This window comes from Burkholderia sp. PvR073, assembly GCF_054055695.1.
Window position 1 is genome coordinate 79932 of record NZ_JBSRXO010000004.1, and the last position, 13846, is coordinate 93777.

Sequence of the window (13846 nt, forward strand, 5' to 3'; positions counted from 1 at the left end):
GCCGACCCTACGCCGCCTCGCTGCGCCACTGCGCGCACGCGGCGGCGATCTCGCGCGCGAGCGCGAGGCACGACAGCGGCGCGGAGCCTTCCGCCTTGTTGTTGATCGTGATGATCACCGGCTGTCCGGCCAGCGCGTAGCGCGCGGCCAATTCGGCGAGCGCCGAGCGCGTGGCCGGATCCTCGTCGACGAGCTTGTCGAACGGCTCGTACTTCGCCTTGGCCTGTTCGTACTTGAATCCGCCATGCAGGCTCCAGCGCACGATCAGCGGGCCCGGCGCGTCGCCGTCGAGCAGCGCGAGCGCGGCCGCCTGGCGCAGCGGGTCGGGCATCCGCGCATGCAGGCCGACGCAGTAGCGCACACCGAGCGCCGCGAGCGCGCGGATGAAGCGCGGCGTGAGCAGGCACGCGTCACGAATCTCGATCGCGTAGCGCGTGCCGTCGGCGTCTGGCGGCAGCGGCGGCAGCGCCGCGAAGAACGCCGACAGCCGGTCGATCAGCGCGGCCGGTTCGACGAGCAGTTGATCGGGCATCGGCGAAAACTGGAACACCAGCACGCCGGCCTTCTTGCCGAGCCCTTCGATGCACGGCTGCACGAATTCCCGGGTGGCGAGCTGCGCGTCGAGAAAGGTCGGGTTCGGGCCCGACGGCTCGCCGCGCCGGCCGCGCACGACCGCGTCGGTGACGGACGCCGGCGCCTTCACGACGAAGCGGAAGTCGTCCGGCACCTGCTGGGCGTAGCGCAGGTAGTCGGCCACCGACAGCGGGCCGTAGAACGACCGGTCGAGGCTCACGCTCTTCAGCAGCGGATGCGCGCCGTACGCTTCGAGCCCCTCGCGCGACAGCTTCGTCTGCGCGAAATCGCCGTCGTAGACGATGCCGTCCCAGCCGGGGAAATACCACGACGACGTGCCGAGCCGCACATTCGGCGGCAAGGCGGCCGCCACCTCGGCGACTTCCGCGGAAACCGGTGCGGGCGGCACGCCGCGCTGGCGCCGGCTCTTCTTCGGCGGCGTGGCAGGCGGGGACGGTTCGTCCCACAGCAGGCCTGAGGCGGGGGAGGGTTCCGGCTCCTGGTCGGAGGAAGGGCGGGGCGACGCACGGCCCGCGCGCGCAGGCGACTTTGCCGGTTGCGCAGCGTTGTGCGCGTCCGGCGTCACGCGATCGCCGGCGCCGGCAGAGGGGTCGTCGTCCGAGGGCGCAGCCGCTGCGCGTGCGTCGTCGGGCGGCGCGCCGAACAGGTCGAACTGCCCGTCGGCGTGCGACCCGTCCGGTTCGTCGCGCTGCTGTCGTTGCGGCGGCGTGTTGCGCCGCGTCCTGCCGTCACCCATGCGTGCCCAGCGTGAAGTGCCGCCTAGCGCGGCAGCGTGTGTTCGTACATATAGCGCCGCGACCACGGCAGCGTTTTCGCGCTGCGTCCGGCCTTGCGGCACACGATCTGGAAGATCGACACGTCGTCGTGCTCGAATGCATACGCGCAACCGGCGAGGTACACGCGCCAGATGCGGAATTTTTCGTCGTCGACGAGCGCGCGCGCCTCGTCCGCCTTCGCCTCGAAGTTCTCGGTCCAGATCTCGAGCGTGCGCGCATAGTGCCGCCGCAGGCTTTCGACGTCAATCGCCTCGAGCCCGCCGCGCTGCGCCGCTTCGAGCGCGAGGCTGATGTGCGGCAGCTCGCCGTCCGGAAACACGTAGCGGTCGATGAATTCGCCGCCGCCGAGCGCCGTCTCGCCGCTTTCGGCGTCGGTCGACGTGATGCCGTGGTTCATCGCGATGCCGTCGTCGGTCAGCAGGTCATGCACGCGCGAGAAATAGAGCGGCAGATTCTTGCGGCCGACGTGCTCGAACATCCCGACGCTCGTGATGCGGTCGAACTGCCCGTCGATCTCGCGGTAGTCCTGCAGGCGGATCTCGATCTTGTCCTCGAGCCCGGCAGCCTTCACACGTGCGGTCGCGAGATCGAACTGGTTCTGCGACAGCGTCACGCCCAGACAGGTCGCGCCGAACTTCTGCGCGGCGCGCAGCACGAGCGCGCCCCAGCCGCAGCCGATGTCGAGCAAGCGCTGGCCGGGCTCGAGCTGGATCTTGGTCAGGATGTGGTCGATCTTCTTGATCTGCGCGGTGGCAAGATCCTCGTCGCCGTTCTCGAAGTACGCGCACGAGTACACCATGTTCTCGTCGAGCCACAGCTGGTAGAACTCGTTCGAGACGTCGTAGTGATACTGGATCGCCTTCCTGTCCGTGTTCTTCGTATGATTGAAGTAGCGCTTCACGCGCGCGAGCTTGCTGGCGCTGGTGACCGTGCTGCGCGCGAGCGAGTAGCTGATGTTGATGATGTCCGACAGCCTGCCCTCGATGTCGATCTTGCCCTTCACGTACGCCTCGCCGAGATTGTCGAGGCTCGGTTCGAGCAGGAGCGGCAACGCGGACGCGCTGTTGACCTTCAGCGTGACCTGCGGCGCGCTGAAGGTGCCGAAATCGAGTTGATCGCCGTTCCACAGCACGAGGCGCGCCGGTATGTTCGCCTTCGCCCGTACTTCGTCCGCCCACTGTGCCAGCTTCTTTTCCCAGAACATTTGGATTCTCCGTTTGTTCGTTGAATCGAATACAGCCAAGTATCTTGACCGGCGCCCGCTCCTCGCGAGGCGGGCGCCCGGATGCAACACGAGACACGACCGGCGTGCGCCGGCGCCGCTGCCGCAGCCTTGCTTACGGCGACAGGCGCGAGAGGGTCCAGCCTGGCGCCGCCGCGGCGTCGCGCGTGTAGAGCAGGCGATCGTGCAGCCGCGACGGGCGGCCCTGCCAGAATTCGATCGCGTCGGGTACGACGCGATAGCCGCCCCACTGCGGCGGGCGCGGCGGATTCTCGCCGTAGCGTTCGGCCACAGCCTTCTCGCGCGCTTCGAGCGTCGCGCGGCTGTCGATCACGGCGCTCTGCTCGGATGCCCACGCACCGATGCGCGAGCCGAGCGGGCGTGACGCGAAATAACGGTCGCTTTCGTCAGTGCTGGTTTTCTCGATCCGGCCTTCGATGCGCACCTGGCGCTCGAGTTCGATCCAGTAGAACAGCAGCGCCGCGTACGGATGGGCGGCGAGATCGCGGCCCTTGCGGCTTTCGTAATTGGTAAAGAAGACAAACCCGCGTTCGTCGACACCCTTGATGAGCACGATGCGGGCCGACGGCCGGCCGTTGTCGCCGACGGTGGCGAGCGTCATCGTGTTCGGCTCCGGAAGCTTGGCGGCGAGCGCCTCCTTGAACCAGCGATCGAACTGGGCGAAAGGGTCGGGGGCGGCATCGGCTTCGTCGAGCGAAGCACGCGAATAGTTGATGCGAAGATCGGCGAGAGTTGTCATGTTATGCAAACGCTTCAATCCGGGGCCAGTATAGCGAACGCGCGAGAATCGTGCGTGCACAGTGGCGCGTGTAGGCGGCGAGTTCAGGCAAAATAGAGGGCTGTACGCTTACGTTTTCCTTGCTGCCATGTCCGCCCCCGACGCTGCCCCGCCCAGTTCTTCTGATCTTACCCCGAGCCCGACAATCCAGCTTGACGTGGATCGCGAACGCCGTTTCGGCGGCATCGCGCGGTTGTACGGCGCCCCCGTGCTTGCCGCGTTCCAGCGCGCGCATGTCGCCGTGATCGGCATCGGCGGCGTCGGTTCGTGGACGGCCGAGGCGCTCGCGCGCAGCGCGATCGGCACGCTGACGCTGATCGATCTCGACAACGTCGCGGAAAGCAACACGAACCGGCAGATCCACGCGCTCGACGGCAATTACGGCAAGCCGAAGGTCGATGCGATGGCCGAGCGGATCGCGCTGATCGATCCCGCGTGCCGCGTGAACCGGATCGAGGATTTCGCGGAACCCGACAACTTCGACGCGCTGCTCGGCGGCGGCTTCGACTACGTGATCGACGCGATCGACAGCGTGCGTACGAAGGTCGCGCTGATCGCGTGGTGCGTCACGAAAGGGCAGCCGCTCGTCACGGTCGGCGGCGCGGGCGGGCAGCTCGACCCGACGCGCATCCGGATCGACGATCTCGCGCTGACGATCCAGGATCCGCTGCTGTCGAAGGTGCGCGCGCAGTTGCGCAAGCAGCACGGCTTTCCGCGCGGGCCGAAGGCGCGCTTCAAGGTCAGCGCCGTGTATTCGGACGAGCCGCTGATCTATCCGGAAGCGGCCGCTTGCGACATCGAGGATGGCGCGGAGCCGTCCGCGGCCGCGCATGTCGCGGGGCTCAACTGTGCGGGATTCGGTTCCAGCGTGTGCGTGACCGCGAGCTTCGGTTTCGCGGCCGCCGCGCATGCGCTGCGCGCGCTCGCGGCGCGGGCCGCGGGCTGATCCGGAAATCGCTCGACGCGCAGCAGCATGCTGCGATGCCGCGGCGCGACGGCCGGCCCATTGCGGGCCATTGCGGCCCGGCCGGCCGTTCGTCAGTTGAGCGCCATGCTCAGCTTGCGCCGCCACGCGGCGACGAGCTCGGGGCTGTCGCCCGCCAGCTCGAACACCGACAGCATCGTGCGGCGGCCGAGGTCGTCGCCATACGCGCGGTCGCGCAACACGATTTCCAGCAGCTGCTCGAGCGCGCCTTCGTAGGCGCGTCGCGCGATCAGGCTCTGCGCGAGATCGAAGCGTGCATCGAGATCGGCGGGGTTCGCCGCGATACGCGCTTCGAGCGCGTCGGTCGGCGGCAGGTCGGCCGTCGCGTCGAGCGCATCGAAACGGGTCTTGATCGCCTGGTAGCGCGGGTCGGCGCCCTGCACGGTCTGCGGCGACAGGCGCTCGGCCTCGGTGCGCGCGGCATCGACCTGGTTGTTCGCGAGCAGCAGTTCGATCAGGTCGAGCCGTGCATCGTCGAAACCGGGGTTCAGCGCGAGCGCTGCCTCGAGGTGGGTGAGCGCATCGTCGTAGCGTGACTCGGCGATCGCGTATTGCGCGGCGCGGCGTTCGGCTTCCTCGGGCGCCGGCAGCAGCCGGTCGAGGAACGCGCGCAACTGGCCTTCCGGCAGCACGCCGATGAACTGGTCGACCGGGCGCCCGTCGGCGAACGCGATCACGTGCGGGATGCTGCGCGTCTGGAAGTGCGCGGCGAGCTCCTGGTTCTCGTCGACGTTCACCTTCACGAGCTTCCAGCGGCCCTGATAGTCGGCTTCGAGCTTTTCGAGCAGCGGACCGAGCGTCTTGCAGGGGCCGCACCACGGCGCCCAGAAGTCGACCAGCACGGGGGCGTCCAGCGACGCCTCGATGACGTCTTTCTCGAAAGTGGCAAGCGTGGTGTCCATGTCGTTCTCTTCCAGTCGAATGTCGTCAGGATGGGGGCGGCGCGCGCCTTTTTCAACGCGGCTTCGATTCGGGCAGCGGAATCCACTCGGTTTCGCCGGGCACCTTGCCCATTTCCTGGTTCGTCCACGCCGCTTTCGCGCGCTCGATCGCGTCGCGGCTGCTGGCGACGAAATTCCATTCGATGAAGCGCTCGCCGTCGATCTTGTCGCCGCCCAGCAACATCGCGCGCGTGCCGTTGCCGCTCGCGAGCGTGACGGTCGCGCCCGGCGTGAGCACGGCCATCTGCTCGGCCGGCACCGGCGTGCCGTCGATCGTCAGGTCGCCGTCGACCACGTAGACCGCACGCTCCTCGTGCGACGCGTCGAGTTCGAGGCGGCTGCCGGCCGCGAATTCGGCGGCGACGTACAGCGTGCGCGAGAACGTCGTGACGGGCGAGCGCAGGCCGAACGCGTCGCCGGCGATCACCGTCAGCGTCACGCCGTTTTCGTGGCGCTTGGGCAGCGTGTCGGCCGCATGGTGCTCGAACGACGGCTCGGTGGTCTCGTGGGCGACGGGCAGCGCGACCCAGGTCTGGATCCCGTGCACCGTATGGCCGCTCGCGCGTTGCGCGTCGGGCGTGCGCTCCGAGTGGACGATGCCGCGGCCGGCCGTCATCCAGTTCACGTCGCCCGGCACGATCTCCTGCCGCGAGCCGAGGCTGTCGCGGTGCAGGATCGCGCCGTCGAACAGGTAGGTGACGGTGGCGAGCCCGATATGCGGGTGCGGGCGCACGTCGAGCCCGGTGCCGGCCGGCAGCGCCGCGGGCCCCATGTGATCGAAGAAGATGAACGGGCCGACGAGGCGTGCGGCGAGTGCGGGCAGTGTGCGGCGCACCTGCAGGTTGCCGATGTCGCGAATGTGCGGCTTCAGCAAGGCTTTGATCGGTTCGGTCATGGCTGGCCTCGTGGCGAACGGCGGGGATGCCGGTCATTGTACTGGCGGCGCGGCGGCGACGCGCGCACCGGGCATGGCGAACGCGCTGGCCCACGGTACCGGCCGCAGCGGGCACGCGCGATGCGGCTTTCCTGTCGACGCGCGGCTGTGCCCGCGGCCGATTCCATGCGCGCCGCGCGGGTATCGGGCCGGGCGGCGGAACCCGGTAGACTGAGCCGCTTCGGAACAATCATTCGAAACGAGGAGACGCCGATGATGGCCCCGAAGGACTTGCTGCTCGCGCTGGTCGTGATCCTGGCGTGGGGCGTGAACTTCGTCGTGATCAAGGTCGGGCTGCACGGCATGCCGCCGATGCTGCTCGGCGCGCTGCGCTTCACGCTCGCGGCCGTGCCCGCGGTGTTTTTCGTCCGCCGGCCGCAGATTCCGTGGCGCATGCTGATCCTGTACGGCGCGACGATCCAGCTCGGTCAGTTCGTGTTCCTGTTCACCGGCATGTACGTCGGCATGCCGGCTGGTCTCGCGTCGCTCGTGCTGCAGTCGCAGGCGTTCTTCACGCTCGTGTTCGCGATGCTGTTCCTCGGCGAGCGGCTGCGCATGCAGAACCTGATCGGGCTCGCGATCGCCGCGGCCGGGCTCGTCGTGATCGCGGCGCAGGGCGGCCGCGCGATGACGCTCGCCGGCTTCCTGCTGACCATCTGCTCGGCCGCGATGTGGGCGATCGGCAATATCGTCACGAAGAAGGTTGGCCGTGCGAACCTCGTGTCGCTGGTCGTGTGGGCGAGCCTCGTGCCGCCCGTGCCGTTCTTCCTGCTGTCGCTGTGGTTCGAGGGGCCGCAGCGGATCGGCGCCGCGCTGGCCGGACTGAACGGCGCGTCGATCTTCGCGGTCGTCTATCTCGCGTTCGTCGCGACGCTGCTCGGCTACGGCTTGTGGAGCCGCCTGATGTCGCGCTATCCGGCCGCGCAGGTCGCGCAGTTCTCGCTGCTGGTGCCGATCGTCGGGCTCGCGTCGTCGGCGCTGCTGCTCGACGAACACCTGACGCGGGCGCAGCTGGCGGGCGCCGCGCTCGTGATGGGCGGGCTCGCGGTGAACGTATTCGGCGGGAAGCTGGTGCGCCGCTTCGCGGCGTCGTGACGGGCCGGCACGCAGCGCGTGCCGGCGGTGGGGAAGAGCGGGCGGCCGTGCGTCAGGCCATCCGGTTCTTCGCGAGCGGTGGGTTCGCGGCGAAGTAACGCTTGATGCCGCGGAAGATCGCGTCGGCCATCTGGTCGCGATAGCTCTCGTCGTTCAGCCGGCTCTCCTCTTCCGGGTTGCTGATGAACGCGGTCTCGACGAGGATCGACGGAATGTCGGGCGCCTTCAGCACCGCGAATCCGGCCTGCTCGACCGAGCCCTTGTGCAGCTTGTTGATGCCGCCGACTTCCTTCAGCACGTAGCCGCCGTAGCGCAGCGAATCACGGATCTGCGCGGTCGTCGACATGTCGAACAGCGCGCGGCTCACGGCCGCGTCCTGCGTCTTGATGTTGATGCCGCCGATCAGGTCCGACGAATTCTCCTTGTTCGCCATCCAGCGTGCCGCGGCGCTCGTCGCGCCGTGGTCGGACAGCGCGAACACCGACGAGCCGCGCGCGGACGGCGTCGTGAACGCATCCGCGTGGATCGACACGAACAGGTCGGCGCCGACGCGGCGCGCCTTCTGCACGCGCACGTTCAGCGGCACGAAGAAGTCGGCGTCGCGCGTCATCATCGCGCGCATGTTCGGCGCGCCGTCGATCTTCGCGCGCAGCTTCTTCGCGATGTCGAGCGCGATATGCTTCTCGTACGTGCCGCCGCCGCCGATCGCGCCCGGATCCTCGCCGCCGTGGCCCGGATCGATCGCGACCGTCAGCAGGCGCATGGTGCCGCCCTTGCCGGATTTCGGTGCGGTGAACTTGTAGGTGTCGCCGTCGTCGTCGCTGTCGTCGCGGCGCGCGATGACGGGCGGCGGCTTGACGGCCGGCTTCGCGGGCGTGGAAGGCGTCGCGGCGGCCGGGGGCGTGCGCGGCGTGGCCGGCGTGTTCTGCGCGAAGCGCTGGAAGAACGCGTCGGTGTTGTCGCCCGCGGCGGGCGCCGACGGCGCGGCCGGGCCCGCGAGCGAGGTCGGCGGCTGCATCTGCTGCGCGCGCGCGGTGTCGTTGAGGGCCTGTTCCTTGCGTTCCGTCTGCGCGATCAGGTCGGACAGCGGATCGGGCGCGACGGCCGGATACAGGTCGAACACGAGCCGGTACTTGTAGGTGCCCACCGGCGGCAGCGTGAACACCTGCGGCTTCACCGAGCCTTTCAGGTCGAACACCATCCGCACGACGTGCGGCTGATACTGGCCGACGCGCACCGACTGGATCTGCGGATCGTTCGGCGCGATCTTCGACACGAGGTCGCGCAGGGCCTGATCGAGATCGAGCCCGCTCAGGTCGACGACGAGCCGGTCGGGGCCCTGCAACAGCTGTTGGCTATTCTGCAGCGGCTGGTCGGATTCGATCGTGACGCGCGTGTAATCGCGCGCGGGCCACACGCGCACGCCGAGCACCGACGACGCGTGCGCGAGCCGCGGCGCGGCGAGACCGAGCACCAGCGTCGACGCGCCCGCGCACAGGATCTGGCGGCGCCGCCAATTGTGCGTCGCGGTGGCCGCCGATTCGATCGAGCGGAACGGTTTGATCAACATCTTTCGAGACATGCCTTTCCTGAAGCGCTGAACGCCCGGACGGTGAGGGCGCGACCGTCGCCATCCACGTCGAGCGAGAAAACCAGATCGGGCACGCCGAGCAGGGTGCCCGCCTGTTGCGGCCATTCGACGAGGCAGATCGCGCTGGAATTGAAATATTCGCGAAAGCCCGCGTCGGACCATTCGGCCGGATCGTTGAATCGATACAGATCGAAGTGATAGACCTCAAGTTCCCCATCGTCGCGTGCGAATGCATACGGCTCGACGAGCGTATAGGTCGGGCTGCGCACGCGTCCCGGGTGGCCGAGGCCGCGCAGGATCGCGCGCACGAGGGTCGTCTTGCCCGCGCCGAGGTCGCCGATCAGCTGGATCTGCAGCCCGTCGAACGCGTGCGCGCGGGCGAGTTCGCCGCGCGCCGCGTCGAGCGCGTGCGCGAAGCGGGCGCCGAAGGCCTCGGTCGCCGCTTCGTCGGCGAGTGCGATCACGCGCTCCGCGAGCGGGGCGGGCAGCGTGTCGGCATGAGGCGTATGGGACGTGGCTGGCATTCTCGTAAAATAGTGCGATGAACCGCTTACCGGAACTCGCCGCATCCGACAGGCCTTCGACTCGTACCGAAGGCGTGGCGCCGTGCGCGCTCGATGATGCGACGTTGACTGCGCTCGCCACTCGCATCAAGGCGTGGGGGCGCGAATTGGGTTTCGGGGCGATCGGCATCAGCGATACCGATCTCTCGGATGCCGAAGCAGGCCTCGCCGCCTGGCTGGAAGCCGGGTACCACGGCGAAATGGATTATATGGCGAAACACGGGACGAAACGCGCGCGGCCGGCCGAACTTGTGGCCGGTACGCGACGTGTGATCTCCGCGCGGCTCGCCTATCTGCCGGCCCAAACGCTCGCGGCCGACGCGCCCGATGCAGCCTCCGGCGCACTCGTTCCGCACGACTGGCGCGCCCGTGAGCGCGCGCGCCTGGACGATCCGCAGGCGGCGGTCGTGTCGATCTACGCACGCGGCCGCGACTATCACAAGGTGCTGCGCAACCGGCTGCAGACGCTCGCGGAGCGCATCGAGCACGAGATCGGCGCATTCGGCTACCGCGTGTTCACCGATTCTGCGCCGGTGCTCGAGGTCGAGCTCGCGCAGAAGGCCGGTGTCGGCTGGCGCGGCAAGCACACGCTGTTGCTGCAGCGCGACGCGGGTTCGCTGTTCTTCCTCGGCGAAATCTACGTCGACGTTCCGCTGCCGACCGACGCGCAAACGGCGCCCGACATCGCGCCCGAGACGCCCGGCGCGCACTGCGGCAGCTGCACGCGCTGCATCGATGCATGCCCGACCGGCGCGATCGTCGAGCCGTATCGCGTCGACGCGCGCCGCTGCATCTCGTACCTGACGATCGAACTGAAAGGCAGCATTCCGGAGCCGCTGAGGCCGATGATCGGCAACCGCGTGTACGGCTGCGACGACTGCCAGCTCGTATGTCCGTGGAACAAGTTCGCGCAGGCCGCGCCCGTCGCCGATTTCGACGTGCGGCACGGGCTCGACCGCGCGACGCTCGTCGAGCTGTTCGGCTGGGATGCCGACACGTTCGATACGCGGATGCAGGGCAGTGCGATCCGGCGCATCGGCCATGAAAGCTGGCTGCGCAATCTCGCGGTCGGGCTCGGCAATGCATTGCGCGCGCCGGCCGACCGGCTCGCGCCCGATGCGCGCGCCGCGATCGTCGCCGCGTTGCGCGCCCGGGCCGACGATCCGTCGCCGATCGTGCGCGAGCATGTCGAATGGGCGCTGCGTGCCGCATGAACGCGGCGTAAAGTATCGTCGGCGCGCGGCGGCGGCGCGCGTTTCATCGGGGAGGAGAAGCTCATGTTCAACGCTGTCATCGACGCACCGTTCGGCAAGGTCGGCATCCGCACCGACGCCGCGGTGGTGCGCGAGATCGTCTATCTGCCCGAGTCGGTCAAGTCGGTCGAGCCGGATTCGCCGCTCGCGCGGCGCGCGGTCGAGCAGATCGAACGCTATTTCGAGCGTGCATCGGCGCGCTTCGACCTGCCGCTCGCCGACGTCGGCAGCGCATTCCAGCATCGCGTATGGAACGTGATCAGCGACATTGCGCCGGGCACCGTGCTGACCTACGGGCAGGTCGCGAAGCGGATCGGCAGCGCGCCGCGCGCGGTCGGCCAGGCGTGCGGCGCGAACTATTTCCCGCTCGTGATTCCGTGCCATCGCGTCGTCGCGGCAGGTGGCCTCGGCGGCTTCGCGAATCACGACGACAATGGCTATTACCAGAAAGTAAAGCGCTGGCTGCTGGCGCATGAGGGCGTGCCGTACCGATGAGTGAATCGCTGCTTTCCCCCGACTCCGCGTCCGACACCGACACCGACGGCGACGCGGCGGCCGCATCGCCCGCGCTGCTCGCGAGCCGCGCGTCGATCGACGTGTTCTGCGATGCGCTGTGGCTCGAGCACGGGCTCGCGCGCAATACGCTCGATGCGTACCGGCGCGATCTGGTGCTGTTTTCGCAATGGCTGGCCGCGACGCACGACGCGCCGCTCGACTCGGCCGACGAAGCGATGTTGACCGGCTACATCGCCGCGCGCAGCGACGGCAAGGCGACGTCGTCGAACCGGCGCTTGTCGGTGTTCCGTCGCTATTACGGCTGGGCCGTGCGCGAGCATCACGCGAGCGCGGACCCGACGCTGCGGATCACGTCGGCGAAGCAGGCCGCGCGGTTTCCGTCGACGCTGTCCGAGGCGCAGGTCGAGGCGCTGCTCGGTGCGCCCGACGTCGGCACGCCGCTCGGCCTGCGCGATCGCACGATGCTGGAGCTGATGTACGCGAGCGGGCTGCGCGTGAGCGAACTCGTCACGCTGAAGACCGTCGAGGTCGGGCTCAACGAGGGCGTCGTGCGCGTGATGGGCAAGGGCTCGAAGGAACGGCTCGTGCCGTTCGGCGAAGTCGCGCACGGCTGGATCGAGCGCTACCTGCGCAACGCGCGGCCGGCGCTGCTCGGCGCACGCGCGGCCGACGCGCTGTTCGTGACCGCGCGCGGCGACGGAATGACGCGCCAGCAGTTCTGGAACATCATCAAGCGCCACGCGCAGCAGGCCGACGTGCGCGCGCACCTGTCGCCGCATACGCTGCGACACGCGTTCGCGACGCACCTGCTGAACCACGGCGCCGACCTGCGCGTCGTGCAGCTGCTGCTTGGCCACAGCGATATCTCGACCACGCAGATCTACACGCACGTCGCGCGCGAGCGGCTCAAGACGCTGCACGCGCAGCACCATCCGCGCGGCTAGCACGGTGCGTGCGCCGGCCCCTGCGCGGCATGCGACCGGCGCCGCGCGTTACGCGAGTTCGCGCAGCTTGTGCTTCAGCACCTTGCCCGTCGAAGCGGCCGGCAGCGCATCGAGCACGCGAATCCGCGCAGGGCGCTTGTAAGGCGCGAGCCGTTGCGCGCACCACGCCTGCAGCGCGGCCTCGGTCGCGCTCGTGCCGGGCACCAGCTCGACGAACGCGAGCACTTCCTCGTTGCCCTCGACCGCGCGGCCCACCACGGCCGCCTGCACGACGTCCGGGTGCGCGTTCAGCACCTGTTCGACCTCGACCGGATACACGTTGAAGCCCGAGCGGATGATCAACTCCTTGCTGCGGCCCGCGATCGTCACCGAGCCGTCCGCTTCCTGGCGCGCGAGATCGCCGGTGCCGAGCCAGCCGTCGGGCGACACGGCCGCGCGTGTCGCATCCGCGTTGCGGTAGTAGCCGAGCATCACGTTCGGCCCGCGCACGCGGATTTCGCCCACTTCGCCCTGCGGCACGTCGGTGCCGTCCGGTGCGACGATCCGCATTTCCACGCCCGGGATCGGCACGCCGACCGAGCAGTCGGTACGCGGTGCGTCGAGCGGCGTCTGCGTGATCGTCGGGCTGCTCTCGGTCATCCCGTAGCCGTTGTGCAGCGGCACGCCGTACACGCGCTCGACGCGCGCCTTCAGGTCGGCGTCGAGCGGCGAGCCGCCCGAATACGCGAAGCGCAGCCGCGGCGCGCGCCATGCGTGTGCGTGCGTGTGCAGGTGCTCGAGCAGCTTCGCGTGCATCGCGGGCACGCCCTGGAAGATCGTCACGCCTTCGTCGGCGAGCGCGACGCGCACGGCCTCCGGCGAGAAGCGCGGCGCGAGCCGCAGCGTCGCGCCCGCGTACAGGCTGCCGAGGCAGACCGACGCGAGCCCGTACACGTGCGACACGGGCAGCACCGTATAGACGACGTCGTCGGGCGACACGCGGCGCAGCGTGCTCGACATCGCGGCGATGAACAACAGGTTGCGATGCGACAGCATCACGCCTTTCGGCGTGCCCGTCGTGCCGGTCGTGTAGATCAGCGCCGCGCATTGGGCGGCGCCGTCGGCCGCCACCGGTTCGCTGGGCGCGCTCGGGTCGACGCGGTACGACCACGCGCCGATGTCGACTGGCAGCGCGTCGGCGGGCGTCGCGTCGTGGCGCGCCGCGTGCGTGCGCGCGTCGGGCGACGCTTCCGTTGCGAACGCGATCAGCTTCGGGCGCGCGTGCGCGGCGATCGCATCGAGTTCGCTGGCCGACAGCCGCGCGTTCGACACGAGCGCCCATGCGTCGACGCGCGCGACCGCGAACAGCAGCACGATCTGCGCGACGCTGTTTTCCGCGACGATCATCACGCGATCGCCGCCGCGCACGCCCAGGCGCGCGAGCCGCTCGGCGGCAGCATCGACGGCTTGCGCCAGCTCGCCGTACGACAGGCGGCGCGCGTCCTCGATCAGCGCCGGATGCGCGGGCGCGTGCGCGGCCCAGCGGGCGGGCACGTCGGCGATGCGGCCGGGCAACGCGGCGAGCAGTGCCGCGACGTCGAGCGGCGCGGATGAGCGTGCAGGCGAGGACATGGCGTCTCCAGAAGATGGGCCG

General features: G+C 69.2%; 13 protein-coding genes. 5 read left to right on the top strand and 8 right to left on the bottom strand.

The window, feature by feature from the left end:
* Positions 1 to 7: 7 nt before the first annotated feature.
* From ACVK00_RS14685 to pdxH, 3 genes are all read right to left on the bottom strand, one after another.
* Positions 8 to 1330 (bottom strand): DUF72 domain-containing protein, encoded by a 1323-nt coding sequence (locus tag ACVK00_RS14685; protein ID WP_284897541.1) that lies wholly within the window; start codon positions 1328 to 1330, stop codon positions 8 to 10.
* A 23-nt stretch (positions 1331 to 1353) separates the two neighbouring features.
* On the bottom strand, positions 1354 to 2574 hold the full coding sequence (locus tag ACVK00_RS14690; RefSeq protein WP_228905430.1) for an SAM-dependent methyltransferase: 1221 nt from the start codon (positions 2572 to 2574) through the stop codon (positions 1354 to 1356).
* A 133-nt stretch (positions 2575 to 2707) separates the two neighbouring features.
* Positions 2708 to 3352: a pyridoxamine 5'-phosphate oxidase gene (gene pdxH / locus ACVK00_RS14695; protein WP_228905428.1), complete on the bottom strand. Its 645-nt coding sequence runs from the start codon at positions 3350 to 3352 to the stop codon at positions 2708 to 2710.
* Positions 3353 to 3479: 127 nt separating this feature from the next.
* Between pdxH and tcdA the strand changes: the two genes are divergently transcribed.
* On the top strand, positions 3480 to 4337 hold the full coding sequence (gene tcdA / locus ACVK00_RS14700) for a tRNA cyclic N6-threonylcarbamoyladenosine(37) synthase TcdA (protein ID WP_284897535.1): 858 nt from the start codon (positions 3480 to 3482) through the stop codon (positions 4335 to 4337).
* 92 nt (positions 4338 to 4429) lie between these two features.
* Here tcdA and trxA read toward each other — a convergent pair whose 3' ends face one another.
* Together trxA and ACVK00_RS14710 are read right to left on the bottom strand one after the other, a co-directional pair.
* Positions 4430 to 5278 carry a thioredoxin gene (trxA, locus tag ACVK00_RS14705; RefSeq protein WP_138847251.1) on the bottom strand — a complete coding sequence of 283 codons (849 nt, stop codon included), beginning with the start codon at positions 5276 to 5278 and terminating at the stop codon, positions 4430 to 4432.
* Positions 5279 to 5330: 52 nt separating this feature from the next.
* Complete coding sequence (locus ACVK00_RS14710) at positions 5331 to 6212, bottom strand: pirin family protein (RefSeq protein ID WP_284897529.1); 882 nt, start codon at positions 6210 to 6212, stop codon at positions 5331 to 5333.
* A gap of 255 nt (positions 6213 to 6467) precedes the next feature.
* Between ACVK00_RS14710 and ACVK00_RS14715 the strand changes: the two genes are divergently transcribed.
* The gene (locus ACVK00_RS14715) at positions 6468 to 7346 is read left to right on the top strand and encodes an EamA family transporter (protein WP_228907638.1); all 879 of its coding nucleotides are present in this window, start codon (positions 6468 to 6470) and stop codon (positions 7344 to 7346) included.
* A gap of 52 nt (positions 7347 to 7398) precedes the next feature.
* Here ACVK00_RS14715 and ACVK00_RS14720 read toward each other — a convergent pair whose 3' ends face one another.
* Positions 7399 to 8928 (bottom strand): N-acetylmuramoyl-L-alanine amidase, encoded by a 1530-nt coding sequence (locus ACVK00_RS14720; RefSeq protein WP_284897527.1) that lies wholly within the window; start codon positions 8926 to 8928, stop codon positions 7399 to 7401.
* Positions 8910 to 9461, bottom strand: a complete 552-nt coding sequence (locus tag ACVK00_RS14725; protein WP_012364555.1) for a bifunctional tRNA (adenosine(37)-N6)-threonylcarbamoyltransferase complex ATPase subunit type 1 TsaE/phosphotransferase — start codon at positions 9459 to 9461, stop codon at positions 8910 to 8912. The genes ACVK00_RS14720 and ACVK00_RS14725 overlap by 19 nt, the downstream gene beginning before the upstream one ends.
* A 17-nt stretch (positions 9462 to 9478) precedes the next feature.
* On the opposite strand from ACVK00_RS14725, the gene queG reads away from it, so the two are divergent.
* From queG to xerD, 3 genes are all read left to right on the top strand, one after another.
* Complete coding sequence (queG, locus tag ACVK00_RS14730) at positions 9479 to 10714, top strand: tRNA epoxyqueuosine(34) reductase QueG (protein ID WP_284897524.1); 1236 nt, start codon at positions 9479 to 9481, stop codon at positions 10712 to 10714.
* Between the two features lie 63 nt (positions 10715 to 10777).
* Positions 10778 to 11248: a methylated-DNA--[protein]-cysteine S-methyltransferase gene (locus tag ACVK00_RS14735; protein ID WP_126228390.1), complete on the top strand. Its 471-nt coding sequence runs from the start codon at positions 10778 to 10780 to the stop codon at positions 11246 to 11248.
* Positions 11245 to 12213 (top strand): site-specific tyrosine recombinase XerD, encoded by a 969-nt coding sequence (xerD, locus tag ACVK00_RS14740; protein WP_228905409.1) that lies wholly within the window; start codon positions 11245 to 11247, stop codon positions 12211 to 12213. Before ACVK00_RS14735 ends, xerD begins: the two co-directional genes overlap by 4 nt.
* Before the next feature lie 48 nt (positions 12214 to 12261).
* Here the strand turns inward: xerD and ACVK00_RS14745 are convergent, their stop codons facing one another.
* A complete protein-coding gene (locus tag ACVK00_RS14745) occupies positions 12262 to 13824 on the bottom strand; it encodes a class I adenylate-forming enzyme family protein (RefSeq protein ID WP_284897517.1) in 1563 nt (520 codons plus the stop codon).
* Positions 13825 to 13846 lie beyond the last annotated feature (22 nt).